The organism is Roseateles sp. (assembly GCF_965229315.1).
Taxonomy (GTDB): Bacteria; Pseudomonadota; Gammaproteobacteria; order Burkholderiales; family Burkholderiaceae_C; genus Pelomonas.
Window position 1 is genome coordinate 244,532 of record NZ_CBDDJA010000001.1, and the last position, 25,701, is coordinate 270,232.

General features: G+C 70.8%; 25 protein-coding genes. 11 read left to right on the forward strand and 14 right to left on the reverse strand.

All coding sequences use genetic code 11. The features are described from left to right. Positions 1–60 precede the first annotated feature (60 nt). The 4 genes from ACO07H_RS01145 to ACO07H_RS01160 form a co-directional block, all read right to left on the reverse strand. A complete protein-coding gene (locus ACO07H_RS01145) occupies positions 61–1,305 on the reverse strand; it encodes a D-amino acid dehydrogenase (protein ID WP_422010247.1) in 1,245 nt (414 codons plus the stop codon). Between the two features lie 120 nt (positions 1,306–1,425). After that, positions 1,426–1,578, reverse strand: coding sequence for a hypothetical protein (locus ACO07H_RS01150; protein WP_422010249.1), 153 nt, complete (start codon positions 1,576–1,578; stop codon positions 1,426–1,428). 135 nt (positions 1,579–1,713) lie between these two features. Beyond that, a complete protein-coding gene (locus ACO07H_RS01155) occupies positions 1,714–2,910 on the reverse strand; it encodes an aromatic amino acid transaminase (RefSeq protein ID WP_422010251.1) in 1,197 nt (398 codons plus the stop codon). A 47-nt stretch (positions 2,911–2,957) separates the two neighbouring features. After that, a complete protein-coding gene (locus ACO07H_RS01160) occupies positions 2,958–4,067 on the reverse strand; it encodes a DUF2332 family protein (protein ID WP_422010253.1) in 1,110 nt (369 codons plus the stop codon). A gap of 56 nt (positions 4,068–4,123) precedes the next feature. Between ACO07H_RS01160 and ACO07H_RS01165 the strand changes: the two genes are divergently transcribed. Continuing rightward, positions 4,124–4,807: a Crp/Fnr family transcriptional regulator gene (locus ACO07H_RS01165; protein WP_422010255.1), complete on the forward strand. Its 684-nt coding sequence runs from the start codon at positions 4,124–4,126 to the stop codon at positions 4,805–4,807. A gap of 236 nt (positions 4,808–5,043) precedes the next feature. Here the strand turns inward: ACO07H_RS01165 and ACO07H_RS01170 are convergent, their stop codons facing one another. After that, on the reverse strand, positions 5,044–5,532 hold the full coding sequence (locus tag ACO07H_RS01170; protein ID WP_422010257.1) for a glutathione peroxidase: 489 nt from the start codon (positions 5,530–5,532) through the stop codon (positions 5,044–5,046). 162 nt (positions 5,533–5,694) lie between these two features. Between ACO07H_RS01170 and ACO07H_RS01175 the strand changes: the two genes are divergently transcribed. Further along, complete coding sequence (locus ACO07H_RS01175) at positions 5,695–6,657, forward strand: hypothetical protein (RefSeq protein ID WP_422010259.1); 963 nt, start codon at positions 5,695–5,697, stop codon at positions 6,655–6,657. Between the two features lie 33 nt (positions 6,658–6,690). Here ACO07H_RS01175 and lplT read toward each other — a convergent pair whose 3' ends face one another. Beyond that, a complete protein-coding gene (lplT, locus tag ACO07H_RS01180) occupies positions 6,691–7,983 on the reverse strand; it encodes a lysophospholipid transporter LplT (RefSeq protein WP_422010261.1) in 1,293 nt (430 codons plus the stop codon). 119 nt (positions 7,984–8,102) lie between these two features. Here lplT and alr point away from each other — a divergent pair, with 119 nt between their 5' ends. Both alr and arfB read left to right on the forward strand, forming a co-directional pair. Beyond that, entirely contained in the window at positions 8,103–9,203 is a 1,101-nt protein-coding gene (alr, locus tag ACO07H_RS01185) for an alanine racemase (protein ID WP_422010263.1), read from the forward strand. Next, a complete protein-coding gene (arfB, locus tag ACO07H_RS01190; protein ID WP_422010265.1) occupies positions 9,204–9,617 on the forward strand; it encodes an alternative ribosome rescue aminoacyl-tRNA hydrolase ArfB in 414 nt (137 codons plus the stop codon). Here the strand turns inward: arfB and tet are convergent. Next, on the reverse strand, positions 9,614–10,789 hold the full coding sequence (tet, locus tag ACO07H_RS01195) for a Tet(A)/Tet(B)/Tet(C) family tetracycline efflux MFS transporter (protein ID WP_422010267.1): 1,176 nt from the start codon (positions 10,787–10,789) through the stop codon (positions 9,614–9,616). The genes arfB and tet overlap by 4 nt on opposite strands. 62 nt (positions 10,790–10,851) lie before the next feature. Between tet and ACO07H_RS01200 the strand changes: the two genes are divergently transcribed. Then, entirely contained in the window at positions 10,852–11,490 is a 639-nt protein-coding gene (locus ACO07H_RS01200; protein ID WP_422010269.1) for a TetR/AcrR family transcriptional regulator C-terminal domain-containing protein, read from the forward strand. A 49-nt stretch (positions 11,491–11,539) separates the two neighbouring features. Here the strand turns inward: ACO07H_RS01200 and ACO07H_RS01205 are convergent, their stop codons facing one another. Beyond that, a complete protein-coding gene (locus ACO07H_RS01205; RefSeq protein WP_422010271.1) occupies positions 11,540–12,223 on the reverse strand; it encodes a DUF4197 domain-containing protein in 684 nt (227 codons plus the stop codon). Between the two features lie 263 nt (positions 12,224–12,486). On the opposite strand from ACO07H_RS01205, the gene ACO07H_RS01210 reads away from it, so the two are divergent. Next, positions 12,487–15,186 carry a GNAT family N-acetyltransferase gene (locus ACO07H_RS01210; RefSeq protein WP_422010273.1) on the forward strand — a complete coding sequence of 900 codons (2,700 nt, stop codon included), beginning with the start codon at positions 12,487–12,489 and terminating at the stop codon, positions 15,184–15,186. Here the strand turns inward: ACO07H_RS01210 and ACO07H_RS01215 are convergent. Both ACO07H_RS01215 and ACO07H_RS01220 read right to left on the reverse strand, forming a co-directional pair. Then, positions 15,183–16,121 (reverse strand): nucleoside hydrolase, encoded by a 939-nt coding sequence (locus ACO07H_RS01215; RefSeq protein WP_422010275.1) that lies wholly within the window; start codon positions 16,119–16,121, stop codon positions 15,183–15,185. The genes ACO07H_RS01210 and ACO07H_RS01215 overlap by 4 nt on opposite strands. Next, positions 16,118–16,894 (reverse strand): fumarylacetoacetate hydrolase, encoded by a 777-nt coding sequence (locus tag ACO07H_RS01220; RefSeq protein WP_422010277.1) that lies wholly within the window; start codon positions 16,892–16,894, stop codon positions 16,118–16,120. The genes ACO07H_RS01215 and ACO07H_RS01220 overlap by 4 nt, the downstream gene beginning before the upstream one ends. A gap of 34 nt (positions 16,895–16,928) precedes the next feature. On the opposite strand from ACO07H_RS01220, the gene ACO07H_RS01225 reads away from it, so the two are divergent. The 3 genes from ACO07H_RS01225 (at position 16,929) to ACO07H_RS01235 (ending at position 20,669) form a co-directional block, all read left to right on the forward strand. Then, entirely contained in the window at positions 16,929–17,936 is a 1,008-nt protein-coding gene (locus ACO07H_RS01225; RefSeq protein WP_422010279.1) for a hypothetical protein, read from the forward strand. 43 nt (positions 17,937–17,979) lie between these two features. After that, positions 17,980–18,252 carry a DUF3567 domain-containing protein gene (locus ACO07H_RS01230; protein WP_422010281.1) on the forward strand — a complete coding sequence of 91 codons (273 nt, stop codon included), beginning with the start codon at positions 17,980–17,982 and terminating at the stop codon, positions 18,250–18,252. A gap of 104 nt (positions 18,253–18,356) precedes the next feature. Then, entirely contained in the window at positions 18,357–20,669 is a 2,313-nt protein-coding gene (locus ACO07H_RS01235; RefSeq protein WP_422010283.1) for an ATP-binding protein, read from the forward strand. Here the strand turns inward: ACO07H_RS01235 and ACO07H_RS01240 are convergent. Genes ACO07H_RS01240 through ACO07H_RS01250 form a run of 3 tightly spaced genes read right to left on the reverse strand, consistent with a single transcriptional unit; the run spans position 20,656 to position 22,759 of the window. Continuing rightward, positions 20,656–21,174: a GNAT family N-acetyltransferase gene (locus tag ACO07H_RS01240; RefSeq protein WP_422010285.1), complete on the reverse strand. Its 519-nt coding sequence runs from the start codon at positions 21,172–21,174 to the stop codon at positions 20,656–20,658. The two genes, ACO07H_RS01235 and ACO07H_RS01240, sit on opposite strands and share 14 nt — an antisense overlap. Beyond that, positions 21,171–21,737 (reverse strand): helix-turn-helix domain-containing protein, encoded by a 567-nt coding sequence (locus tag ACO07H_RS01245; RefSeq protein WP_422010287.1) that lies wholly within the window; start codon positions 21,735–21,737, stop codon positions 21,171–21,173. Before ACO07H_RS01245 ends, ACO07H_RS01240 begins: the two co-directional genes overlap by 4 nt. A 29-nt stretch (positions 21,738–21,766) precedes the next feature. Continuing rightward, the gene (locus tag ACO07H_RS01250; RefSeq protein WP_422010289.1) at positions 21,767–22,759 is read right to left on the reverse strand and encodes a questin oxidase family protein; all 993 of its coding nucleotides are present in this window, start codon (positions 22,757–22,759) and stop codon (positions 21,767–21,769) included. Between the two features lie 46 nt (positions 22,760–22,805). Here ACO07H_RS01250 and soxR point away from each other — a divergent pair, with 46 nt between their 5' ends. Both soxR and ACO07H_RS01260 read left to right on the forward strand, forming a co-directional pair. After that, a complete protein-coding gene (gene soxR, locus ACO07H_RS01255) occupies positions 22,806–23,261 on the forward strand; it encodes a redox-sensitive transcriptional activator SoxR (RefSeq protein ID WP_422010291.1) in 456 nt (151 codons plus the stop codon). A gap of 77 nt (positions 23,262–23,338) precedes the next feature. Next, positions 23,339–24,115: a ferredoxin--NADP reductase gene (locus tag ACO07H_RS01260; RefSeq protein WP_422010293.1), complete on the forward strand. Its 777-nt coding sequence runs from the start codon at positions 23,339–23,341 to the stop codon at positions 24,113–24,115. A gap of 389 nt (positions 24,116–24,504) precedes the next feature. Here the strand turns inward: ACO07H_RS01260 and ACO07H_RS01265 are convergent, their stop codons facing one another. Continuing rightward, entirely contained in the window at positions 24,505–25,680 is a 1,176-nt protein-coding gene (locus ACO07H_RS01265; protein ID WP_422010295.1) for a 2OG-Fe(II) oxygenase, read from the reverse strand. Between the last annotated feature and the right edge of the window lie 21 nt (positions 25,681–25,701).

Sequence of the window (25,701 nt, forward strand, 5' to 3'; positions counted from 1 at the left end):
GGCCGCCCGGAGCCGCCGAGGCCCCCTCGGGGGGCAGCGAGCGGAGCGAGCGTGGGGGTTTCATAGGCTCAGGCCGTCCAGCGGCAGCGGGCTGGCGCGACCGGACACCAGCTCGGCGACGATGTTGGCGGTCGCGAAGGAGAACGTGAAGCCCAGCGCGCCATGGCCCACATTGAGCCACAGCCCGGGCACGCCGCTGGCGCCCAGGATGGGCGCGCCGCTGGGCGTGGCAGGGCGCAGGCCGGCCCAGGGCGTCGCCTGGTCGTAGTCGGCCGCGTTCGGGAAGGTGGCGCGCACGGAGCGCTGCAGCGAGGCCAGCCGCCCGGCGTCCAGGCGTGCGTCGTCGCCGACCAGGTCCACCATCGCGGCCACGCGCAGTTGCTGGCCGATGCGGGCGTAGAGGATCTTCTTCTCGAAGTCCGTCACGCTGACCTCGGGTGCGCGGTGCCCGGCGGTGATGGGCGCGGTGAGGCTGTAGCCCTTCAGCGGGTACAGCGGCAGCCGGATGCCCAGCGGCTCGGCCAGCGCGCGGCTGTGCAGGCCGGCGGCGAGGATGACGGCGTCGGCGCCGACCTCTCCGGCATCGGTGACCACCCCGGTCACACGGTCCTGCGCATCGCGTTTGAACCCGGTGACGCGCTGCGCCAGCCTGCCGCGGAAACCGTTGTGGGCACTCAAGCGCGCGTACAGCTCGCCGCAGAAGGCGTGGCAGTCGGCCACCGCCTCGCCGGCCGTGAAGATGCCGCCGGCCAGCGTCGCCTCGGTGTCGGCCAGCGCGGGCTCCAGCGCGACGCAGTCGTCATGCGACAAGGCCTGCTCGGCGCCCCCGGGCTGCACACGCGACGCCACCCGCGCGAACTCGGCCGCCTTGCGGTACATGACCAGCTTGCCCGGCGTGCGCAGCGCGATCGCGTCGCCCAGACCGGCCTCGGCGTGCAGGCGCTGGAAGGAGGCCTGGCTGTAGGCGCCCAGCGCCAGCAGCCGCGCGGTCGTGAGCCGGTTGACCGGGCCGCGGCAGTTGCGCAGGAAGGCGATCAGCCAGGACCACTGCGCCCAACTCGCCTCGGGCTTGAAGCGCAGCGGGCCGTCGGGGTCCAGCAGCCAGCGCAGCGCCTTCAGCGGCACGCCGGCATCGGCCAGCGGCGACACATAGCGGTAACTCAGCTGGCCGCCGTTGGCGCGGCTGGCGCCCAGCGCCACCTCGCCATCGCGCTCGACCAGCGTCACGCCATGCCCGCGCTCCAGCAACGCCCAGGCCGTGGTCAGGCCCACCACGCCGCCGCCGATCACCACGCAATGCTTCATCCTGCCGCTGAGACTCTCATGTAGCGGCGCAGGTTAAGAGAGGGGTTGGCGCGCTGCCAATGAAAGCCAGGGCGCCACCCATAACCGGCGGGCATCCGCCCGGCGACCATGGATCGCCCCTCAGAGCCCCGGCGTGGGCTGGCTGCGGCGCTGGAAGAAGCTGTCGAAGACGCCGCGGTACTGGCGCCGGCTCTCGGCGGTCAGGTCGGTGAACACCGGTATCGCGCAGCATGGCGGCGCCGTCGGCGCGTGCCGAGCATGGCGTCGATTCATGCGCGCTGCCGGGCAGGCGGCGCTGACCTCAGTCGATGAGGCGGTCCGACGGCCGGGCGCCGGCCGACAGGGCGCACGCGAGCGCCACGATGGCCGGGCAGTGCCGCCAAGGGCGGCCAAGGGCCGCGTTGCCTGTCAGCCGCCCAGCACGGCCGCCATGGCCGCGGCGGTCGTCTCGACGTTGCGCGTGTTCAACCCCGCCACGCACATGCGGCCCGAGCGCAGGATGTAGACGCCGAACTCGTCCTTCAGCCGGTCTGCCTGCCCGGCCGTCAGGCCGGTGTAGCTGAACATGCCGCGCTGGGTCAGGAAGTAGCTGAAGTCGCGGCCCGGCAGCCGGGCTGCCAGCACGTCGTGCAGTTGGCGGCGCATGCCCTGGATGCGCTCGCGCATCTGCGCCACCTCGCCCTCCCACATCGCGCGCAGCGCCGGGTCGGTCAGCACCTTGGCGACCACCTGGCCGCCATGCATGGGCGGGTTGGAATAGTTGCGGCGGATCATGAACTTCATCTGGCCCAGCACGCGGGCCGCCTGGCCAGCGTCGGGGCAGACCACGCTCAGGGCCCCGCAGCGCTCGCCGTACAGGCTCATGCTCTTGGAGAAGCTGTTGGCGATCAGGAAAGGCAGGCCTTCGTCGGCCAGCAGGCGCGGCGCGAAGGCGTCTTCCTCGATGCCGTCGCCATAGCCCTGGTAGGCCAGGTCCAGGAACGGCAGCAGGCTGCGCTCGCGGATGACGGGCACGAGCGCGCGCCACTGGTCCTGCGTCAGGTCCACGCCGGTGGGGTTGTGGCAGCAGGCGTGCATGACGACGACGCTGCGCATGGGCAAGGCCTTGAAGAACGCCAGCAGCGCATCGAACTTCAGCCCGCCGGTGGCGGGGTCGTAGTAGGGGTAGCTCTCGCAGGTGTGGCCCGAGCCCTCGAACACGGCGCGGTGGTTGTCCCAGGTCGGGTCGGACAGGTAGATGTGGCTGTCGGGGAAGTAGCGCTTCAGGAAGTCCGCGCCGACCTTCAGGCCGCCGCTGGAGCCCACGCCCTGGATGGTGGCGATGCGGCCGGCCTGGATCGCCGGGTGCTCCGCGCCGAACAGCAGCGCCTGCACCGCGCTGCGGAAGTTGGCCGCGCCTTCCATCGGCAGGTAGGGCCGCGGGCCGGCGGCCTCGACGACGGCCAGCTCCGCGGCACGCACGGAGGGCAGCATCGGGATGCGGCCGTCGTTGTCGAAGTAGATGCCGATGGACAGGTTGATCTTGTCGGCGCGGGGGTCCTTCTGGAAGGCCTCGTTGAGGCTCAGGATGGGGTCGCCGGCGTAGGCATCGACGTGCTCGAACATGGGTCAGGGCTCCGGTGGGGAAGCCGCGATTATCCGAGGTGCGCCCGTCAGCCGGCCCAGGCCACCCAGCGGCCATGCGGATGCGACCAGCCCAGCACCTGCTCGTCGATGGCGCCTGCAGCGGCCCGGCGCAGCGTCCAGAGCGTGGCCGACGCCGCCGTCTCGTCAGGCGGGAGCGCGGGCAGCGGCGGCACGGTGGCGTCGCGGGCACTCAGGGCTGGCAGCTCACCGGCGACCCACGCCAGGCCGTGGCGCAGCGCCAGCCGGTCCGCGGTGGCGCGCAGCCGCGCGAGGTCGGCGCTGCCCAGGTAGTACAGCACCCAGCTCGTCAGCAGCACCGGCTGCACGCCGGCCGGCAGCCCGACCAGCCAAGGCTCGATGGCGGCGATGCAATCGTCGGCCGCGTGCAAGCGGTGCGGCAGCTGCCGGACCTGCGCGGCCGCGCGCGCCAGGCGCTCGCGCCGGGTGGCGTCGTGCGGCCAGAGGCACGCCTGCAGCCAGCGCAGGCGCGCGGGGTCGGTGACATCGACCGGCGCCGGGTCCAGACCGTCGCGCTGCGCGAGCTGCCAGTCGCCCGCGTCGGGCAGCGGCGCGGCGCCCAGCCAGCGCGACTCGATCTCGGCGCGCACGCCATCGCGCGGGGCGCCGCGATCGTGGCAGGCGCCATCGTCGGCGCGATAACGCAGCGCGTACTGGTCCACGCCGAGGTTGAGGCCGGCGCTGCAGCCGAAGTCCAGCAGCGCCAGCCGGCGCCGGCCGGTGGCGCGGGCCACGGCGCCCAGGGCCGGCCAGATCGCGGCGCCTCGGGCGACCTCGTTGGTCTGCGTGGCGCCATGGCGCAGGTGCTGCACGAGGGTGGGCCACTCGCGTTCGAGGCAGCCCGCCAATGCCGCGGCCAGGCCCGCGTCGGGCGCGCGCTCGCCGCCCGCGCTGCGGTAGTAGGCCGCGAGCCCGGGCGCTGCGCCGGCCAGCACGCGCTCGTGCAGCGCCGCGAGCAGCAGGTTGGCCTTGCGCTGCTCGGGCGGCGCCTCGGCCAGCAGCGCGAGCGCCCACGCGCTGCCGGCTGCCACGGCGCACAGCGCGGCGTACAGCGGTTCGCGGCTGCATTCCTCGCGGCCGAAGCGGCGCAGCAACTCGCCCAGTTCCTCGTGTGTCATGCCGCCAGCATAGGCAGGCACGGCGGCGTCTTGTGTCGGCCAGCCGACAATGCGCCATGCCCGGGAAAGACGCCCACAACGACACGCCACGGCGCGTGCTGGACGCCAACTTTCCCGACCTGGCGCTGCCCGCCGCCGTCGCCGCCCGGCTGCCGGCGCTGGTGCACTGCCGCCGCCTGGCCAGCGGGCGCAGCCTGTTCGTGCCGGGGCATCGCCCGACCGCCTTCTACGCGGTGGCGGCCGGCGAAATCGAGGCGCGCTTCACCGGCCTCGACGGCACGGTGTCGGTCATCGAACACGTCGGTGCGCCGCGCCTGTTCGGCCTGGCGGCGTTCGCGGCCGGGCAGCCGACGGAGTATGAGGCCGTGGCGCGCGGCGCGAGCGAGGTGCTGGTCATCGGCCGCGAGGCCTATGTGCTGCTGATGGACGAGATGCCGGGCTTCGCGCGGGCGCTGCTGGCCGAGTTCGCGCGCCGCCACGACGGCACGCTGCGGCTGCTGCAGGCGGCGCGGCACCAGAGCGCAGCCGAGCGCTTCGTGCTGGCGCTGGCCCAGCTGGCGCGCGAGCGCGGCCGTGCGGCGGGCGACGGCTGGCTGGAGGTGACGGCCACGCAGGCCGAATTGGCGCGGCTGGCCCACCTGTCGCGGCAGACGGCCAACGAGTTGCTCGCCAGCGCGGAGGCCGCGGGCCGGGTGCGCCGCGGGCGCGGACACTGGCTGTGGCGCGGCGACCGCGAGTAGCAGATCAGTGTCTCCGCGCGGGCCGAGCGCCGGGCCGCTCCCAAGCCGGCCCGCATTGGCGATGTGCTTGCGGCTCAATGCCGCAAGCATCGCCGTCCCCTCGGGGGCTGAGGCCGGACACATGGCGCCCAGTGGGCGCGATGTGCCTGCCGAAGGGCTGCGGCACTGCCGCAGCGCGGTCTGCAAGACCGATCAGGCCGACCCGTGTTCAGCGGAGAGGGCCTGGGCGAGGGGCATCATTTCACCAGTGCCGCCTCGATGTCGCCGCGCATCTTCTCGGGCGCGTCGTTGGGCGCATAGCGCTTGATGACCTGGCCGTCGCGGCCGACGAGGAACTTGGTGAAGTTCCACTTGATGGCCTCGGTGCCGAGGAAGCCGGGCTTCTCGCTCTTCAGGAACTTCCACAGCGGGTGGGCCTCGCTGCCGTTGACGCGGGTCTTGGCCATCATCGGGAAGCTGACGCCGTAGTTCAGCTCGCAGAAGCTGGCGATCTGGTCGTTGCCGCCCGGGTCCTGCCCGCCGAACTCGTTGCTCGGGAAGCCGATGACCACGAGGCCCTGGGGCCCGTAGTCTTCCCAGAGCTGTTCCAGGCCCTTGAACTGCGGCGTGAAGCCGCATTCGCTGGCCGTGTTGACGATCAGCAGTACCTTGCCGCGCTGTGCCGCCAGGTCCGCGGGCTCGCCGCGGATGGAGACGGCCTGGAAGTCGAAGACGCTTTCGCTCATGGGCTCCCCCTAGAAAGGGCGCCCATACTACCGCTGTATAAGCCCCAGGGTTTGTAGCATGGCGCCCGGCGCGCGGCTGGCCGTCCAATCGCGCGAACTCAGGCTCCCGCCCTGCCGGGGCGGGCCGTCGGTCAGCAACCTCAGTCACCCCCACCCACGTCCATGGATCACCTGGCTTGCTACACCCCGGCCGATCTCGCCGGCGGCACACCGCCCGACTTCGACAACTTCCGCTGGAAGCTGCTGGCCCAGGGCGACTCGTGGTTCTCGAACGCGCGCGCCAAGCTCAACGCCCACGCCAACCTGCTGCAGGAGCTGGTCTTCAAGAGCAAGGCCATGACGGTGAACTGCGCCGGCACGGGCAACGCGCTGTCGCACATGGTGGACCTGCAGTCCAGCCCCGAGTTCGTGAGCCTGCTGGCCGGGCCCGGGGCGCGCACCTGGGACGGCATCCTGCTGTCCGTGGGCGGCAATGACCTGATCGCCGCCGCGCGCACGCCGGCGCAGGACGGCAGCGGCGAGGCCATCCCGCTGGAGCTGCGCCTGCTGCGCCGCCAGACCGAGTGGGGGCCGCCGTCTGCCGGCGTCGCCCGCTACTTCTCCGAGCCGGGCTGGACCACCTACGCCGACTACCTGCGCGCCAACGTCAGGCACCTGCTGAGCCTGCGCAACCAGGGGCCGTCGGCCGGCAAGCCGGTGTTCATGCACTGCTATGCGGTGCCCATGCCTCGCCCGGCGGGCGCCGAGACCAGCGACGAGCTGGGCGCCAGCGGCCCGTGGCTCTACCCGGCACTGAAGTCCTACGGCGTGCCCAGCGCCGACTGGGCAGCCGTCAGCCGGCTGATGGTGTTCCACCTGGCGCAGCTGCTCAAGGGCATGGCGGCGGACAAGGAGGCCTTCCCCGGCCTCTTCATCTTCGACTCGACCGCCGTGCCGCTGGCGCTGGCCGCACCGGGCTCCACCGGCATCAGCGGCGACTGGCACAACGAAATCCACCTGAACCACAGCGGCTGCTTCAAGATTGCCCGCGCCTGGAGCGAGCACATCGAGGCCGTGCTGGAAGGCAAGCACCTGATCCAGCCCACCCCCAGCCGCAAGGGCCGCGGATCAAGCATCAGTTCTTGAGTTGATCGGCCGGCGTCAGCCGGTGGGGGGGGGCTATCTGTCCACCGGCTTCAGGTCGTCGCTGCGGGCCAGGTCGAGCAGGTGCTCGACCTCGGCCTTGTGCGCCACGAGGTTGCGCTGGTGCCAGCGCCGGATCCACCACATCGTGCCGGCCACGACGACACCGAAGATCGTGATCGCGCCGAACGCCGACAGGCCGAAGCGCGTCATCGCCGTGTAGAACGCGCCCAGGCCGAGGATGCAGGCCTGCTCGTTGAAGTTCTGCACCGCGATGCTGCGCCCGGCGCCCATCAGGTTGTGGCCGCGGTGCTGCAGCAGCGCGTTCATCGGCACCACCATGTAGCCGCCGATGCCGCCCAGCAGGATCAGGAACGGCGCGGCCACCCAGACGTTGCTGATGACGTTCATGAAGATGACCAGCAGACCCATCGCGATGCCCAGAGGGATCACCGAGGTGGCCTTGTCGAGCCGGCAGTAGACCGACGCGGCCACCGCGCCCACCGCTGTGCCGATGGCGACGACGCCCACCAGCGACGACGCCTGCTGTGTGCCGTAGCCCAGCGCCGCAGCGGCCCAGGCCAGCACGATGTAGCGCAGGTTGCCGCTGACGCCCCAGAAGAGGGTCGTCGTCGCGAGCGAGATCTGGCCCAGCTTGTCCTGCCAGAGCCGGCTGTTGCAGGACGAGAAGTCGCGCACCAGGCCCAGCACGCTGTGCGCCACGGGCTGCAGCGGCGCCGACGTGCGCGGGATGCGCAGGTTGAAGAGTGCCGCCAGCACGTACAGCGCCACGAGGCTGGCGATGGCCGCCTCGGGCGGCGTGTCGATGCCGGTGTCGACCATGGGCACGTCGATCTGCAGCAGCAGGCCCGACACATGGTCGCCGATGAGCTGCCCGCCCAGCAGCACGCCCAGGATGATGGACGTGATGGTCAGCCCCTCGATCCAGCCATTGGCCTTGACGAGCTGCGACGGCGGCAGCAGTTCGGTCAGGATGCCGTACTTGGCGGGCGAGTAAGCCGCCGCACCCAGGCCCACGATGGCGTAGGCCATCAGCGGATGGGCGCCGAACAGCATCATCAGGCAGCCGATCACCTTGATGCTGTTCGCGAAGAACATCACCTTGCCCTTGGGCACCGCATCCGCGAAGGCCCCGACGAAGGGCGCCAGCACGACATAGAACAGCGCGAACATCGGCACCAGCGCGGCGCGCTGCCACTCGGCGGCGCCGGAGGACCGCAGCAACTCGACGGCAGCGACGAACAGCGCGTTATCAGCCAACGAGCTGAAGAACTGCGCCGACATGATGGTGTAGAAGCCACGTTTCATCGGGCGGGGGCGCAATCCTGAACTGTCTCTGCTTGTAGGCCGATAAACGGGGACGGCGCGGGTTTATAGCATGCGCACCCTTCACGAAGCCTTGCTCTCAGGCACGCGAAAATGCCGGCATGCCGCGTCCCATCGAAGCCCTGATCCATCCCGAAGCCCTGGCGCACAACCTCGCTCGCGCCCGCGCGCGGGCGCCGAATGCCCGCGTGTGGGCCGTCGTCAAGGCCAACGCCTATGGTCATGGCGTGGAACGCGCCTTCGAGGGCCTGCGCGCGGCCGACGGCTTCGCGCTGCTGGACCTGGCCGAGGCCGAACGGCTGCGCGCACTGGACTGGCGCGGCCCCATCCTGCTGCTGGAGGGCGTGTTCGAGCCGCGCGACCTGGAGCTGTGCTCGCGGCTGAAGCTGTGGCACGCCGTGCACTGCCAGGAGCAGATCGACTGGCTGGCCATGCACAAGACGCACGAGCCGCACCGTGTCTTCCTCAAGTTGAACTCGGGCATGAACCGGCTGGGCTTCCCGCCCGCCGCGTTCCGCGCCGCCTACGCGCGGCTGGAGGCGCTGCCGCAGGTCGACGAGATCGGGCTGATGACGCATTTCTCCGACGCCGATGCGATGCGACAGGGCATCGACGGCATCGCCCACCAGCTGGCCGCCTTCGAGGCCGCCGCCGACGGACTGGCCGGCGAACGCACCATCGCCAACAGCGCCGCCACGCTGCGCCACCCCGGCCGCACGGCAGCCGACTGGGTGCGCGCGGGCATCATGGTCTACGGCGGCGTGCCGGACTTCCCCGAGCACGACGCCGCCCACTGGGACCTTCGCCCGGCCATGACGCTGCGCTCCAAGGTGATCGGCGTGCAGCAGGTGCAGCCCGGCGACACCATCGGCTATGGCAGCACCTACACGGCCGAGCGCGCACAGCGCGTGGGCATCGTCGCCTGCGGCTATGCCGACGGCTACCCGCGCCACGCGCCCACCGGCACGCCCATCCTGGTGGACGGCCAGCGCACGCGCACGCTGGGCCGCGTGTCCATGGACATGCTGGCCGTGGACCTGGATGCCTTGCCCGGCAGCGGTTTCGGCAGCGAGGTCACGCTGTGGGGCGAGGGGCCGCACGGCAGCCGGCTGCCCATCGACGAGGTGGCCCGGGCCGCCGGCACCATCGGCTACGAGCTGATGTGCGCCGTGGCACCGCGCGTGCCCGTGCGCAGTGCCTGAATGACTGCGAAGCTGAGCTGGTCGCCCCAGCCGGGCGAGCTCGACTTCGACGCCATCCGCGCCAGCGGCCCGGGCGGGCAGAACGTCAACAAGGTGTCCAACGCCGTCCACCTGCGCTTCGACATCCGCGCATCCAGCCTGCCCGAGGCGGTCAAGGCGCGGCTGCTGGCCTGGCCGGACCAGCGCATCACGGCCGACGGCGTGGTCGTCATCAAGGCCCAGGACTCGCGCAGCCTGGAGCGCAACCGGGCGGACGCGGTGGCGCGGCTGATCGAACTCGTGCAGGCCGCCGCGCACGTGCCCAAGGCGCGGCGGGCGACCAAGCCGACCTATGGCTCGACGCAGCGGCGGCTGGAAGGCAAGGCCAAGCGCAGCGGCATCAAGGCCGGGCGCAGCGGCAAGTCCGACTTCTAAGCCCCGCGTGCCCGCCGGCTGAACAGCAGCGGCAGCGCGAGCAGGTACAGCGCCGCCGCGGCGATCCAGACGCTGCCCGGCCAGTGCGGCCGCGTCTCGGCGAACGCGGCGGTGACGACCAGCGGCCCGCCGACGCCGATCAGGCTGGCGATGCTGGCCAGCGTGCCTTGCAATTCGCCTTGCCGCTGCTCGTCCACTTGGCGCGCCAGCACGGCCTGCAGCGCGGGCAGGGCCAGCCCGCCGGCGGCGAACAGCGGCAGCAGCGCGAACGGCATCCAGCCCGCCGTGGCCACGCCGATCAGCACGAAGCCCAGGCCGTCTGCCGCCATACCGGCCAGCAGCGCACGCTTCTCGCCCAGCCTGGCCACCATCGGCCCGGTGACGAAGGCTTGAGAGATGGCGTGCAGTGCGCCGTAGCAGGCCAGCGACAGACCCGCCACCCAGGCGCTCCAGCCGTAGCGGTCCTGGCCGTACAGGATCCACAGCGACCCCGGCACCTGCGACGCCAGCGCGATCACCGCGAACACGCCCACCAGCGGCAGCAGTGGCGGCTTGCCCTGGAGCCGGTGCAGCGACGCGAATGCGTTGAGCTTGCCGGCGTCCAGCTGGGCGGTGCGGTTCTGGTTGGACTCGGGCAGCGACCGCCAAGCCACACCCAAGTTCAGCGCGTTCATCACCGCCGCGGCGACGAAGGGCGCGCGCAGCGACCATTCGCCCAAGGCGCCGCCGAGCAACGGCCCGACGACGAAGCCCAGGCCCATGGCCGCGCCCATCTGGCCGTAGCGCCTGGCGCGGTCGGCCTCCGGCGTCACGTCGGTGATGTACGCGGTGCCGACCGCCATGCTGGCGCCCGTGATGCCAGACAGCACGCGTCCGACGTACAGCCAGGCGAGGCTGGGCGCCATCGCCATCAGCACATAGTCGGCCGCAGCGCCCGCCAGCGAGGCCAGCAGCACCGGCCGGCGGCCGAAGCGGTCGCTCAGCGCACCCAGCACCGGCGAGAACAGGAACTGCATGCCCGCGTACACCGCCAGCAGCGCGCCGTAGTGGTGGCTGGTGACCTCGGCCCCGGCCAGCTCACGCAGCAGCCCGGGCAGGATGGGGAATACCAGGCTCATGCCCACCGCATCCAGCAGCAGCGTGATCAGGATGACGGTCAAGGCTCGGCTCACAACAGATTCCCTATCATTGATAGAGAAGATTGTGCCGCAGCATCTCTATCATTGCTAGAGACATGAACACTCCCGACCGCCCGCCCCGCCTCAACCGCGACGACGTGCTGCGCGCCGCGCTGGCGTTGTTGAACGAGGTCGGCATCGACGCCCTGAGCACCCGCAAGCTCGCCGAGCGGCTGGGTGTGCAGTCGCCCACCTTGTACTGGCACTTCAAGAACAAGGCGGCGCTGCTGGACGCGATGTCCGAGGCCGTCGTGCTGGACAACCACCCGCAGGTGGACCCCATGCCCGGCCAGCATTGGCGGGACTGGCTGCGGGCCAGCGGCCACAGCTTTCGCCGTGCGCTGCTGGCCTACCGCGACGGCGCGCGCCTGCATGCCGGCACGCGGCCGGGCGCCGGGCATTTCGAGTCCATCGAGGCGCGCTTGCAGCTGCTGTGCGCCGCCGGCTTCGAGCCCGGCCCCGCCACGCAGTTGATGATGTCGATGGGCCGCTTCGTCGTCGGCTGGGTGCTGGAGGAGCAGTCCGCGCAAGCGCCCGACGCGCCGCCCTCCCCCCTGGCCGCCACGCCGGACGCGGCACAGTACCCGCTGCTGGCCGCTGGTTGGGCGCAGACGCTGGCCGGCGACCCCAACACGGTGTTCGACCGCGCCCTGTGCCTGCTGCTGGACGGCGCGCAGGCGCAGCTCAAGCGCTAGCTAGGGCCTGTCAACACGACGGGAGCAGGCCACGTTGTATTAGCAGGCCTCAGCCCAGGCCGCCAAAGACCTTCTTCAGGATCGCGCTGCCGGTGCCCACCGGGTCCCGGCGGATCTTCTTTTCTTCCTCGCCGATGATGCGGTACAGGCCATCCAGCGCCTTGCCCGTCACGTATTGCTGGATGTTGGCGTCGTCGCCCCTGACCAGGCCGAAGCCCGCGGCCTTCTTGGCCACGGCGTTGTACTTGTCGGCGAGCGACACCTTCTGCGTCGCCTGCGTGACGATGGGCAGGAACTGCGCCTGCAGCGGCTCTCTCGTCTTGCCGGCGAAGAACTGCGTCACCGAGTCGTCGCCGCCCTTCAGGATGCGCAGGCCGTCCTCCACGCTCATGTCCTTCACGGCCTTGACGAGCAGCGGCTTGGCCGCCGGCACCGCGGCTTCGGCGGCGCGGTTCATTGCCGTGACAAGCTCGTCCAGCTTGGCGCCCTGGCCGGTGGAGCGCAGCAGCCGGGCGGCATCCTTCAGGTAGCCAGGCAGCTCGATCTTCACGAGCGGGTTGCCCAGGAAGCCGTCCTGCCTGCCCAACAGCCCCACGGCCGAGTTCGCGCCGCGCTCCAGCGCGGCACGGATGCCGGCATTGGCGTCGCCCTCGGTGAGGCTCAGCGCCCAGGCCGGACGCAGCGGCAACAGCCACGCGGGGGCGCTGGCAAGAACGATTCGGCGGCGTGGCATGGCGGGCTCCGGTCAGGATGGAGCGCCCATCTTGCCACCGGGCGCAACCACCGGCCCCGCGCTTGCGCTGCGTCAAGGGACTCGCGGCCCGGGCATCTTGCATGGGTGCAGGCACCTGGCGTGCGGCAATATGCTCAACCCGCTGCCGCGCAGCGTCGCGGCGCATGTCACGGTACTGATCGGGGCCGACCAGGGCCTGTTAACACGACGGGAGCAGGGCGCAGGCTTTCTGGTCACAACCCGAAGGCCCTAGAGTCCCACGCATGGACAACCATTTCCTGACCCCTCTGTTCATGCCTGGTTCGGTGGTCGTCTTCGCCGGCCCGCCGGACGAGCCCGAGCGCCAGACCCGCCAGGCCCGCGTGCTGCGCGCGGCGCTGGCACAGGCGCCAGGTGTCAGCCCGCCGCAGTTCCTGCACGGCGAGACGACCGGCACGCTGGGCGATCTGGCGCGATCGCGGGCCGACCTGGCCATCATCGCGCTGCCGGTCGAGGAGATCGCCGGTGCGTTGGAGATCGCCGGCCGCATCGCCTGCCGCTCGGCGCTGATCGTCAGCGACGGCATCGAGCCGGGACAGGCGGCCCAGCTCAAACGCATCGCGCGCCGCGAGGGCGTGCACCTGCTGGGGCCCAACTGCCTGGGCTTCCAACGCCCGCACCTGAACCTGAACGCGAGCGCCGCCGGCCCGCTGGCGGCCCAGGGCTCGCTGGCGCTGGTGTCGCAGTCCGGCGCGCTGACCGCGGCCATGCTGGACTGGGCGCGGCAGAACCAGGTCGGCTTCAGCCAGGTCGTGTCCCTGGGCCCCAACGCGGCCGTGGACCTGGCCCAGGTGCTGGACTTCCTGGCCGCCGATGCGCGCACGCAGAGCATCGTCGTCTATCTGGAAGGCATCTCCAGCGCGCGCCGCTTCATGAGCGCGCTGCGCTCGGCGGCGCATGCCAAGCCGGTGGTGGTGCTCAAGGCCGGCCGGCGCAGCGCCGGCAACGAGGCGGCGCTGACCCATTGCCGCGCCATCGTCGGCAGCGACGACGTGTTCGACGCCGCGCTGCGCCGCGCCGGCGCGGTGCGGGTGCGCAGCTTCGTCGAGCTGTTCTCGGCCGCCAAATGCCTGGCCGCGCGCTACCGCCCGGTGGGCAAGCGCCTGGCCATCGTCACCAACGGCGGCGGCCCCGGCGTGCTGGCGGCGGACTGGGTCAGCGAGATCGGCCTGCAGCTGGGCAGGCTGTCGCCCGAGGTCGCCCGCGCGCTGCAGCCGCGCCTGCCCGAGCTGGCCTCGCTGGCGGACCTGATCGACCTGTCGGCCGCGGCCACGCCCGAGCATTTCCGCGCCGCGCTGGAGGCCGCCGCGCAGGACCCGGCCGTGGACGGGCTGCTGGCCATCTATGCGCCGCAGATCGGCTCGGACGCCACCGAGACGGCCCGCGCCGTTGTTGCCGCCAAGGCCGCCACGGCCAAGCCGCTGCTGGGCTGCTGGATGGGCGACGCCTCGGTGCAGGAGGCGCGCCGCGTGCTCAACGATGGCTCCATCGCCAACTTCCGCACCCCCGAGGCGGCGGTGGGCGCCTTCGGCAACATCGCCTCGTTCTACGCCAACCAGCAACTGCTGCTGCAGACGCCGCCGCCGATGTCCAGCCTTGCGCAGCCGGACGTGGAGGCCGCGCGCCTGCTCATCGAGAGCGTGCTGGCCGAACGCCGCCGCACGCTGACCGAGATGGAGAGCAAGGCGCTGCTGGCGGCCTTCCACATCCCGGTCACGCAGACGGTGCTGGCACGCAGCGCCAACGAGGCCATGATGCTGGCCACGCAGATGGGCTTCCCCGTCGCGCTGAAGATCGACTCGCCCGACATCGCCCACAAGAGCGACGTGCAGGGCGTGGCGCTGAACATCCAGAGCGGCGCCGCCGCGCGCGACACCTACAACGAGATGGTCGCGCGTGTGAAGCGCCTTCAGCCTCGGGCGCGCATCAACGGCGTCACGGTGCAGAAGATGGCCCGCGCCCGGCGCGGCCAGGAAGTCTGCGTGGGCCTGGTGACGGATGAGGCCTTCGGGCCCACCATCGTCTTCGGCGCCGGCGGCACGATGATCGAGCTCATCGCCGACCGAGCGATGGAGCTGCCGCCGCTGAACCAGTTCCTCGCGCGCCGACTCATCGAGCGGGCCCGCGTCGCCGAGACGCTGTCCGAGGGCTGGGGCGGCGGCGCGCCGGCCGACCTGGAGGCGCTGGAGCGCGTGCTGCTGCGCGTCAGCGAAATGGTCTGCGAGTTTCCGCAGCTGCGCGAGATGGACATCAACCCGCTGATCGTCGACGAGAGCGGCGCCGTCGCGGTGGACGCGCGCATCGTGCTGCAGCCGGGCCCGCAGGCCGGCAGCCCGCGCGCCTTCGACTATGCGCACCTGGCCATCCTGCCCTACCCCGCGCGCTTCGAGCAGGTCTGGCCGCTGGCCGGCGGCGGCGAGGTCACCGTGCGGCCGGTGCGGCCCGACGACGCGCAAATGCTGCAGGAGCTGGTGCGCGGGCTCAAGCCCGAGAGCCGCTACTTCCGCTTCGCCAGCGCGATCAGGGAGCTGCCGCCGGGGCTGCTGGCGCGGCTGACGCTGATCGACTACGACCGCGAGATGGCGCTGGTGGCCGTCTACCGCGAGCGCACCGCGCGCGACGACGGCGGCTTCGACGAGCGCGAGCGCATCGTCGGCGTGTCGCGCATCATCACCAACCCCGACCAGACCAGCTGCGAGTTCAGCCTGCTGGTGGCCGACGACTTCGGCGGCAAGGGCCTGGGCTCGCGGCTGATGGAGGGCATCACCGACGTGGCCCGCGAGAAGGGCCTGGCCGACATCGAGGGCCTGGTGCTGAGCAACAACACCGACATGCTCAAGCTGATGCGCGGCCTGGGCTTCACGGCCAAGCCCTTCCCGGAGGACCCGGACTTCAGGCTGGTGACGCGCTCACTGCAAGGCTAGAGGCGCGCCAGCCGCTCGGTCAGCAGCGCGAAGAAACCGTCGGCATCGACGTGGCGCAGCACGTGGGCGTTGGCCGGCAGGCCGGTGACGGCCCACCAGTCGATGACGGTCATGCCGCGCGTCAGCTCGCTGTGCGTCTCGATGCGCACATTGCAGTCGCGCCCGGTGAACAGCGCCGGGGCCAGCAGCCAGGCGATGACGCAGGGGTCGTGCAGCGGGCCACCGTCCTGGCCGTACTTTTCCTCGTCGTAGCGCTCGAAGAACTCCATCCAGGCGGCCACGGCAGTGCCCACGCGGCTGCCCAGGGCGCGGATGCGCGCGATGCGCGCGGCGGTCGTCAGCGCCTCGTGCGTGACGTCCAGCGGCGCCATCGTGATCGGCACGCCGCTGGTGAACACCTCGTGCGCGGCCTGCGGGTCCACATAGATGTTGAACTCGGCGGCCGGCGTGATGTTGCCGCCCTCGAAGAAGCCGCCGCCCATCAGCACGATGCGCTTGATGCGCGGCGCGATGTCCGGCGCCTGGCGCAGCGCCAGCGCGATGTTGGTCAGCGGCCCGAGCGGGCACAGCGTCACCGTGCCGGCCTCGCGCTCACGCAGCGTCTGGACGATGAAGTCCACCGCGTGGCGCGGGTCCAGCGGCAGCGTCGGCTCGGGCAGCTCGACGCCGTTCAGGCCGTTGTCGCCGTGCACGTGCTCGGCCGTCACCAGCGGGACGCCGTTCAGCGGCGTATCGGCGCCGGCGCAGACGGGCACGTCGCGCCGGCCGGCCAGCTCCATGACGAGGCGGGCGTTGCGCGCCGTCAGCGCCAGCGGCACGTTGCCGGCCACGGCCGTGATGCCCAGCAGCTCCAGCTCGGGCGAAGCCGCCGCCAGCAGCAGCGCGATGGCGTCGTCCTGGCCGGGATCGGTGTCGATGATGATGGGCTGGCTCATGCAGGCGTGTGTCCGAGGTCGATATCGATGGCGCCGAACAGGCTGGTGAGCCCGTCGGCCGATTTGAGGTCCAGGTGCAGGCTGTCGCCCGGCGCGAGCGGCACGTCCAGCGCGCCGAGCGCAACGCCCACGGCCTGGCCTGCCCGCAGCGCGCGCAGGCGGGCCAGGCGCGCGAGCGCATCGCCCGGCGTGGCACCGATGTCGCGCGGGTCCAGCTTGCTGCCGTTGTGCAGCGCCACCAGGCGCGCCTGCAGGCGGCCCGCCTGCCAGGCCTGGCCCAGCTCGTCGGGCGTGACGGCGAGCGGCGCGCAATGCGTCGCGATCAGTTCGCCATCGATGCGCCAGTCCACGGCCAGCGTCAGCAGGCGCAGGGCGTCCAGCGCCGACGCCGCGTCGCTCGCCGCCTGCAGGTCACCGGCCATGCCCAGCAGCGCCGGCTCGCCGGCGGCGGTGGCACGCAAGGGCTGGTGCGGCCCGAGGAACTGCCCGGCGTCGCGTCGCACGCCGCCTTGGTCATCGACGACCGCCCAACCGTGCGCGCGCGGCAGCGGCGCCAGGCACTTGTCGGGCTCGAACGGGAAGGCATGGCGCAGCTTGCCGTGGTTGAGCTGCACGGCAAGGTCTTCAAGCTGCGGCGCGACGAAGCCCCAGTCGTCGAGCAGTTGCTGCAGGCGGGTGGCGATGCCGGTGGCGTAGTGGGCTTGGGTCAGGTCGCGCGACACGACGACGAGGTGGCCATCGCGCGAACCATCGGCGTAGCTGGCAAGTTTCATGGTCAGGGCTGCGGGGTGATGGCAGCATTGTGCGATGCGCGCCCGTCCCATCCCGCCCCGCGCCGCCGCCACTGTGCTGGTGGCGAGCCTGGTCGCGCATGGCGCGCTGCTGGGCGGCGGGCGCGCGACCGAGGACAAGGCCAGGTCCGCGCGCGCCGTCAACGTGTCGATGCTGCTGCCGCCCACAGCGCCGGTGGTCGTGCCCGAGCCCGTGGCGCCTGACGCGCCCCCAATGACGCCCCGGATGGCGCCTTCGCCCGCCCCGACCGCGGACAAACCACCGCCGCCCACCATCGACGCGCCGGCCGCGCCGGCAGCACCCCTGCTGCGACTGGCGGGCCCGGCGTCGTGGCGCTACCAGTTGCGCCAGGGCGGCCAGGATGGCGAGGCCTTGCTGGACTGGCAGCCGCAGGCCGACGGCCGCTACAGCCTGCGGCTGACGCGCCGCATCGGCGACCGCGCACTGCCCGCGATGGAAAGCCTGGGCCGCACGGGCAGCGCCGGCCTGGCGCCGGAGCGCTTCGCGCTGCAGCGCGGCGGGCAGGACCGCCAGGCCATCAACTTCGATGCCGAGGACCGGCGGGTCAGCTTCTCGGCCAGCCCGGCGCAGCTCGAATTGCCGGACGGCGCCCAGGACCGGCTGTCCTGGTGGCTGCAGCTCGCCGCACTCGTGCAGGCCTCGCCCGTGCCGGGCGGGCGCTGGCGCGTCTGGGTGGCCGGGCTGCGCGGCGAACTGCGCGAATGGACGTTCGAGGCCATCGACGGCGAGGCCGAAGACGCCGGCACGCTGCACCTGCGCCGCCAGCCGCTGGGGCCCCACGACCCGGGCGTCGAGCTGTGGCTGGACCCGGCAGCAGCTACTGGCCCGTGCGGCTGCGCCAGGGCGACCCCGAAACGCGGGGCTACGAAATCCGCCTGCCGGACGCCGCCCGCGAGGGCCAGCCTCCCACGTGAACTCCTGACGCTTCCTACACGGCGTAGGCGCGTTGGACGACCCGAACAGCGCCGCGTTCTGCCAGTATCTGCACAGACCGGCGCTTGAAACGCCGCTCTGCACCCGCAGTTGAAGCCCCGAGGAGAACACCATGCACATGCTTTACAACTCCGACAGCTTCATCGTCGTCCAGTTCGACGTGCCACTCATCGAAGCGCAGGTCGGTCCGCAGCTCAACCGCGGCGGCTTCGAGATCGTCGACAAGTTCGCCCGCAAGGAAATCTTCATCGAAGGCGCCCTCGCGGAATCCTTCCAGCAAGGCGTCCAGGCCCTCATCGACGAGGGCCAGCCCTCGGAGGACGACCTCGACGCGTTCATCGAACGCTATGCCGTCATGGGCCAGCAACCGGTCGTGATGCACTGAACGGTTCGAACAACTTGTGGCCGTGGTGACGCATTGATTCGTCCTCAAGCCTGATACAAGATGGGTCAGCGCCGGCTGCTTCAGGCCGGTCAAGGAGCCCATCGATGGTGAAGCGAGCCGCCGCAGAGACAGCCTCCCGGGCCGCCGCCCGGGTGCTGCCCTCGCCCGGCCTGGACAGCGCCCCGGTGCTGGACCGCATGTGTTCTCAGTTCGTGCTGACGCTGACCGTGCGGCACGCCGGCCGCTTCAACCTGCGGCGCGACTTCAACGGGCTGCTGTCCTTCACCGGCCGCCACCTCGTCTGGCCGGCCCGCGTGCTGCAGCGGCTGCGCGGCTATCTCGCCCAGCGCTGTGTCGGCAACGAGTTGTGGCGCGGCCATGACGCATTGAGCGACGAGGCCTTCCTGGATCGCTTCGGGCAGTGGAGCGGGCCGTTCTCCGAAGGCACGCTGTTCTTCTACCTCGACGAGTACGTCAAGGACGCGCCCAAGGACATGATGGCGCTGCTCGCCACGACCTGCGAGCACCTGGACCGCCAGCTCAAGCGCGAGTCCACGCTGGTCGAGAAGAACATCGCCGCGCTGGGCACGCTGCTGCAGCTCAACCCCGCCGAGCGCGCCATCCTGCTGTATGGCACGCTCGCCCGCTACCAGCGCGAGCTGCGCGGCGCGCTCGTCGAGTTCAAGGTCAACACGGCGCAGGAGGCATTCGCGGCCATCGCCGCCGTGGCCGGCGTGGACGAACGCGAGGTGGCCGAGGCGCTGCGCGCCGGCTCGCGGCTGGAACGCATCGGCATGGTCGAGAACCTGATCTCGGAGCACAACATCACCGACCTGGCCGACCTGATGAAGGTCAGCGACCAGCTGCCGCCGGTGCTGATGCGCGAGTACCAGGGCCCGCACGACCTGATGGCCGTGTTCACGCGGCCCGCCACGCGCAGCACGCTCGCGTGCCAGGATTTCCAGTTCGTCGCCGACGACCTGGGCCTGCTGCAGGGCCTGCTGCGCCAGGCGGTTGCCACGCGCGCGGCCGGCGTCAACGTGCTGCTGTACGGCCCGCCCGGCACGGGCAAGACCGAGCTCGCCAAGGTCGCCGCCACGGCGGCCGGGCTGGACTTGTACGAGGTCGAATATGCCGACCGCGACGGCAACTCGCTGTCCGGCCGCGACCGCTACCGCTCGCTGCAGATCAGCCAGGTGTTCCTGAAGGCCAGCGCCAACGTGGCGCTGCTGTTCGACGAGGTGGAGGACGTGTTCCCGCCGCTGTCCAGCGACACGGCCTCGCTGCTGAGCCGGCTGGACGCCAGCGGCGAAGGGGCGCCGAGCAACTCGGTCAGTGGCAAGGCCTGGGTCAACCAGATTCTCGAAACGAATCCGGTCCCGGTCATCTGGGTGACCAACCGCATCGAGCAGATCGACCCGGCCTTCCGCCGGCGCTTCCAGTACCACCTGGAGCTGAAGTCGCCGCCGCCTGGCGCGCGCCGCGGCCTCGTCGCCAAGGCGCTGGGCAACGTGCCCATCAGCGAGGCCTTCATCTCCAAGCTGGCTGAACGCCCGGGCCTGACGCCGGCGCAGATCCGCACCGCCGTGCGCTTCGCCCAGTTGGCGGGGTCGGCGGAGGATGCCGAGAAGCTCATCGAGCGTCAGCTCGCGAATGCCGACAAGGCGCTGGGCCGCGACGATGCGGCCAGCGTCGCGCGCCCCTGCGTGACGCGCTACGCGCTGGACCTGCTGAACTGCGAGAGCCGCTTCGAGATCCCGCGCATCGTCGAGGCGCTGCGCCGCAAGGGCCGCGGCCAGCTGTGCTTCTACGGCCCGCCGGGCAGCGGCAAGACTGCGCTGGCCGAACACATCGCCCAGCGCCTAAGCCGGCCGCTGATGGTCAAGCGCGCCAGCGACATCGCCAGCAAGTTCGTCGGCGAGACCGAGCAGAACATGGCCCGCATGTTCGAGACGGCGCAGCTTGAGGGCGCCGTGCTGCTGCTGGACGAGGCCGACAGCTTCCTGCGCAGCCGCAAACACGCGGAGCGCAACTACGAGGTCAGCGAGGTCAACGAGATGCTGGCCGGCATGGAGCGCTTCAGCGGCCTGTTCATCTGCACCACCAACCTGTTCGACGACCTGGACGAGGCCGCGCTGCGGCGCTTTGCGTTCAAGATCCGCTTCAAGGCGCTCAAGCCCGAGCAACGCCTGGCAATGTTCGAGCGCGAGGCCGGCGCGGCGCCGGACGACGAGCAGCGCTCACGGCTGGTGGGGATGGACTGCCTGACCCATGGCGACTTCGCGGCCGTGAGAAATCAGGTCGAGATCCTCGGCGAGGCGTTCACGCCGGACGAGTTCCTGGCGCAGCTGGAGGCGGAGCATCGGGCGAAGCCGGAGGTGAGGGAGCGGCGGGGCATCGGTTTCAGAGCGGCTTGAAGTAGTAAGTCGTCGAACACGGCTCGCCCTCCGGCATCAACGCGTAGTTCGGAACATCCCCCGCCCTCTGCCAGCCCAGCCGCTCGTAGACCCGCGACGCGTCGCTGCCCGTGACGGTGTCCAGCACCAGCGTCGTCCTGCCCAGCCCGCGCGCGCGCGCCTCCAGCGCCCGCAACAGCCGCTCGGCCACGCCCTGGCGGCGCATGCGGCGGTGGACGAGCATCTTGCCGACGTCGGCGCGGTGCGGCTGGTTGTCGGGCATGTCGATGACCAGCGACAGCGTGCCGCAGATGCGGCCGGCCTCGTCCTCGGCGACGAACAGGTGGCGCTCGCCCGCAGCGACGCCGGCGGCCACCTTGCGCCAGAAGGCCTGCGGGCGGCCTTCGGCCAGCGGCAGCATGAAGCCGACCGACGCGCCGCCCTCGACGCAATCGCGCAGCACGCCGGCCAGTTCATCCACGCGGGCCAGCGCCTCGGCGCCGTCGAGTTCACGAATGGTGGTCATGGCCGGGTTCCGGTGAGGGCGACGAGATAGCGGGCCGGCTGGGTGCCGGGGTTGTGGAAGTGGATGGGCGCATCCAGCCGCATGGCCAGGCAGTCCCCGGCATTGAGCTGCCACTGCTGCGCACCATGGCGGATGTCCATGCGGCCGTCGATCATCCAGACGAGCTGATGGATGTCGGCGTCACGCGCCGCGGTCTCGAACGCCACGCGCTGGCCAGCCGGGAAGATGACGTCCACCAGCTGCAGCGGCGACGCGCCGGGCGGCGACACGTTGCGGCGCCGATAGCCGGACGCCGGGTCGTCCCAGACGGGCTGTTCGGCCACGCGCGCCAGCGGCTCGGGCGCGGCGCGCGGCGACGCGGCCTCGAACATCGACGCGACGCTGACGCCCAGCGCGCTGGAGAGCTTATCCAGCACCACCGCCGTGGCGCTGCTCTGACCACGCTCGATCAGCGAGATGTTGGAGCGGCTGACGCCGCTCTTGTGGGCCAGGGCGTCGAGCGACAGGCCGGCGGCTGAGCGCAGTTCGCGCAGGCGGCGGCCAATGCGTTGGGTGACATCCATTCATCCACTTTAATAGATATTTTGCTCCATTAAAGTGGAATTGCGCGCTCAACAGCGCAACGCCATTCAGCCGCGGGCCAGCGACGGCCCAGACGCCACGCCGCATGGGTGAGCTTGATGACGTGCGCATCGGCCTGTTCGCAGGCAGCTGAGATCAGTGTCGGCCAGGGACGGCTGGGCGGATGCCCTTGTGTCCATGAAGGCGCGACGCCACTGGCCAGCAGGCCGGCCGCCGCGGCCCCACTGAAGCTGCGAGACAGTTCGCGCACAGGCCACCAAGGCTGCAGCACCGTCATCGCATGACAGGCCGTCAGCAGGTGCAATACGGTGAAGTTGCCGGTGGCGGCGTAAGTGCGAGCGGCCAGCAGGGCCAGGTCGCGGAGAGTGTCCGGACCTTGGTGCAGGCGCCCGGCGGTGGCGGCGAACCCCGGCATGGCACTCCAGGCCTGCATGCGGTCGGCGATGAGGCCGCCGGCGATGGGCACAGGCCGAGGCAGTTCGCCGAGCGCCTGCAGCCAGTCCGGCAGCGCCAGCGGCGGGCCGGCACGCATCGTCGGCAACGGCATGAAGTGCGCGGCCCAGTGCGCCAGGCCGGCCGCCAGTTCGCCGTCATGGCCGGCGAGCACGGCGTGGCCGGTGCGGATCAGGCCGTGGAAGGCGATGGCGCCCGCACCGGGCAGCAGCAGCGCGAGCGCCTCGCTCAATGCGTCGCGCCAGCCCAGCGCGGCGATGCGTGCAGCGAAGTGGGCGCGCCACGCGGAGTCGCTGTGCGGCCGGCCCAGATCACGCGCGATGTCGATGCGAGCCGGCCGTGCGCAGTTGCGGGGCTCAAGCAGGACCTCCTGCGACTCGGTGAAGGCCTGCAGCCGCTCGGCCGAGGCGCCCAGCTCCAGCAGGGCCTGCTGAGCCATGGGCAGGTGGTTGCTCAGGCGACCCCGGTAGGTGGCGGACAGCGCCTGGCCGGCATCGAGCAGCTGGTGCAATTGCGCGAGCGTGGCAGGAGCGGGTGCAGGTTTCATCATCGGCGTCTCGTGGGAACATGGCGCCATGCTCGAACTTGAAGTGAACTTGAAGTCAAGTGCCGCACCGCTGTCCATCGGTCAACTGGCGAAGCGGGCCGGCGTGGCCGCGAGCGCGCTGCGCTTCTACGAGGCCGAAGGGCTGCTCACCGGCAGCCGCAGCACGGGCGGGCACCGCCAGTACCCACGGCATGCGCTGCGCCGCGTGGCTTTCATCCGCGCGGCGCAGTCGGTGGGGCTGACCTTGCCGCAGATCAAGGCGGCGCTGGCCACGCTGCCCGACGGTCGCACACCGACCAAGGCCGACTGGACGCGGCTCTCGGCCAGTTGGGCGCCGCTGCTGGATGCCCGCATTGCGGCCCTGCAGCAGTTGCGCGAGCGGCTCATCGGCTGCATCGGCTGCGGCTGCCTGTCGCTCAAGTCGTGCGCGCTGTACAACCCGCAGGACGAAGCCGCCGCGACTGGGGCCGGCGCCAGGCTTCTGCGCGTCGAAACGCAACGTTGACCCTTGGGCGACGGCCGCCTATCAGTTCCCGGCGAAAATACCGGGTTGACCCGCCACTCCGAACCCAGCGAGCGCCCATGAGTGCCTTCAACGAAGAGACCGTCCTGACCGTCCACCACTGGACCGACCGCCTGTTCAGCTTCACGACCACGCGTGACCAGGCGCTGCGTTTTTCCAACGGCCACTTCACGATGATCGGCCTGAAGGGCGAGAACGGGAAGCCGCTGCTGCGCGCCTACAGCATCGTCAGCGCGAACTACGAGGAGAACCTGGAGTTCCTCAGCATCAAGGTACCGGACGGCCCGTTGACGTCGAAGCTGCAGCACATCAAGCCGGGTGACAAGATCATCGTCGGCCGCAAGCCCACCGGCACGCTTCTGATCGACTACCTGCTGCCCGGCAAGAACCTGTACCTGCTGGGCAGCGGCACCGGCCTGGCGCCGTTCATCAGCATCGTGCGCGACCCCGCCACCTACGAGCGCTTCGAGAAGGTCGTCATCGTGCACGGCGTGCGCGAAGTGGCGGAGCTGGCGTACCACGACCATCTGGCACATGACCTGCATGTACACGAGTTCCTCGGCGAGTTCGCCAGCGAGCAACTGCTGTACTACCCGACGGTCACGCGCGAGCCGTACAAGAACATGGGCCGCATCACCGATCTGATCCAGACCGGCAAGTTGCAGGCTGACCTGGGCCTGCCCCCGCTGAACCCGCAGGACGACCGCATCATGCTGTGCGGCAGCCCGGCGTTGCTCAAGGACATGAAGGCGATGCTGGAGGTGCGCAACTTCAAGGAAGGCAGCACCACGACGCCGGGTGACTACGTCATCGAGCGCGCGTTCGTCGAACAGTGACGGCGCGCAGTGCGGGTACGGCGCAAGTGGCGGATGCGCCGGGCCTGGCGTCCGCTGCCCGAGGCAAATGCTGATTGTCAAATCAGCACGGCGCAGGGCCAAGGTCTGCCACGCAATGGCCTCGTCATGACGACCCAGCAGGCACGGCACCTGGCACTGTTCGTCCCGACAGGATGGAAACGCTGCAAAACAGCGCCCTCACCAAAGTCTTTCGACGCGCTTTTCGTCACCACACCCGCTGGCCACAACATCCCGACTCCGGGCCGCTGGATTCCGGTGTCACTTGACATCACTCACCGCTGCTCTGGCGACGTCGGCAGTCGGCCGAGACGTTTCACTTCGGCCCTCTGCCGCGCCATCATGGATGCGGCCCAGGCCGGGTCACCGCCTCAGCCGCAGTTGCCCGTCTGATCTCGGTCCCGTATCCACTTAGACAACAGATATTTCATGCCCTGCGTCGGCGGCCTGCCGGCATGCAGAGTCAATGGGTCGATCAGCCCATCCGGGCCGACGTTGTCCCAAGCGAAGGCATCACCCACGCCACCACGAAGCTCTAGCCCGAGTCGAGGGAAGCCGGTAGTGCCGCCCTCGAATCCATCATTCAGGTAGACAACGCAGGTGGCGACCCGCTGCCCCCAACGTTCGAGGTCGGCGCGCGTTGATGTGTGCTCCGGGTCTATCCAGTCGCAATGCGGCAGGTACTGCTGGCCAACCTGGTATCGGAGCAGCGCGAAACCCTCCCCGTTCTCTGCGGGGTGTCCGAGCGCCGCTGCCACGCGCAGGTCCAGGCTTTGAACGACCGCGTCGGCCTCAAGCAAGCCGAGCTTCGCAGCATCGTTCGATCGGATCGGATCGACCGCAGATTGGCCGTCCAGACCAACAATACGGGCCGGCCGCAACAGCGGCAAGCCCTTCAGGGCGATGTAGATGCACTCGTCCGGAGACAGCAGCCTCGGCAAGGCGACGATGCGCGGCTGTTCGTGGCGCGTCTCTGCCGCCGACAAAGCCCGCTCGTGCGGCCAGACAACGCGGGACCGGACGACATCCCAGTCGAGAAGCAGATGGGGCGCGCATGGCGGCAGACGTTCGATGAACATCCTGGCGACAGGCTCGCCCCCTGCCGCAGCAACCTGCAGCAACGCCATACGCACCGTGGAGTGTTCTGGGACGTGAGGGATCAGCATCGCCAATTGCATGGCTGCCCGTGGCTCGCCACCTCGCGCGGCCTCCAGAAGAAGCGACAGGACTTGCGCGAAATCACGGGCCACGCCGCCCGCGCCCGCCGCAACAAGCTGGGCGTACAACGTACGGGCGGGAAGGTGCCCGAGGACTGCCGCGTCGCGCACCCGCACCACCGCAGTCGCCACGTCCACCGGCCCCGCCAACCCGACGAGGTCCCAGATACCGAGTTGCAGCAGCGCGGGCAAGTGGCCGGCCTGCGCTGCCCTTTGAAGCAAGCTGCGGGCGCCATCGGCGTCCCCGGCGCCGGTGCGCGCCTGCGCTTCGCTGAACAATTGCGCGGAGTCCGCGTGATCGGGGGTGATGGAATCGGACGCGACTGCCATGTATCCAGGCTCTTCCCACAT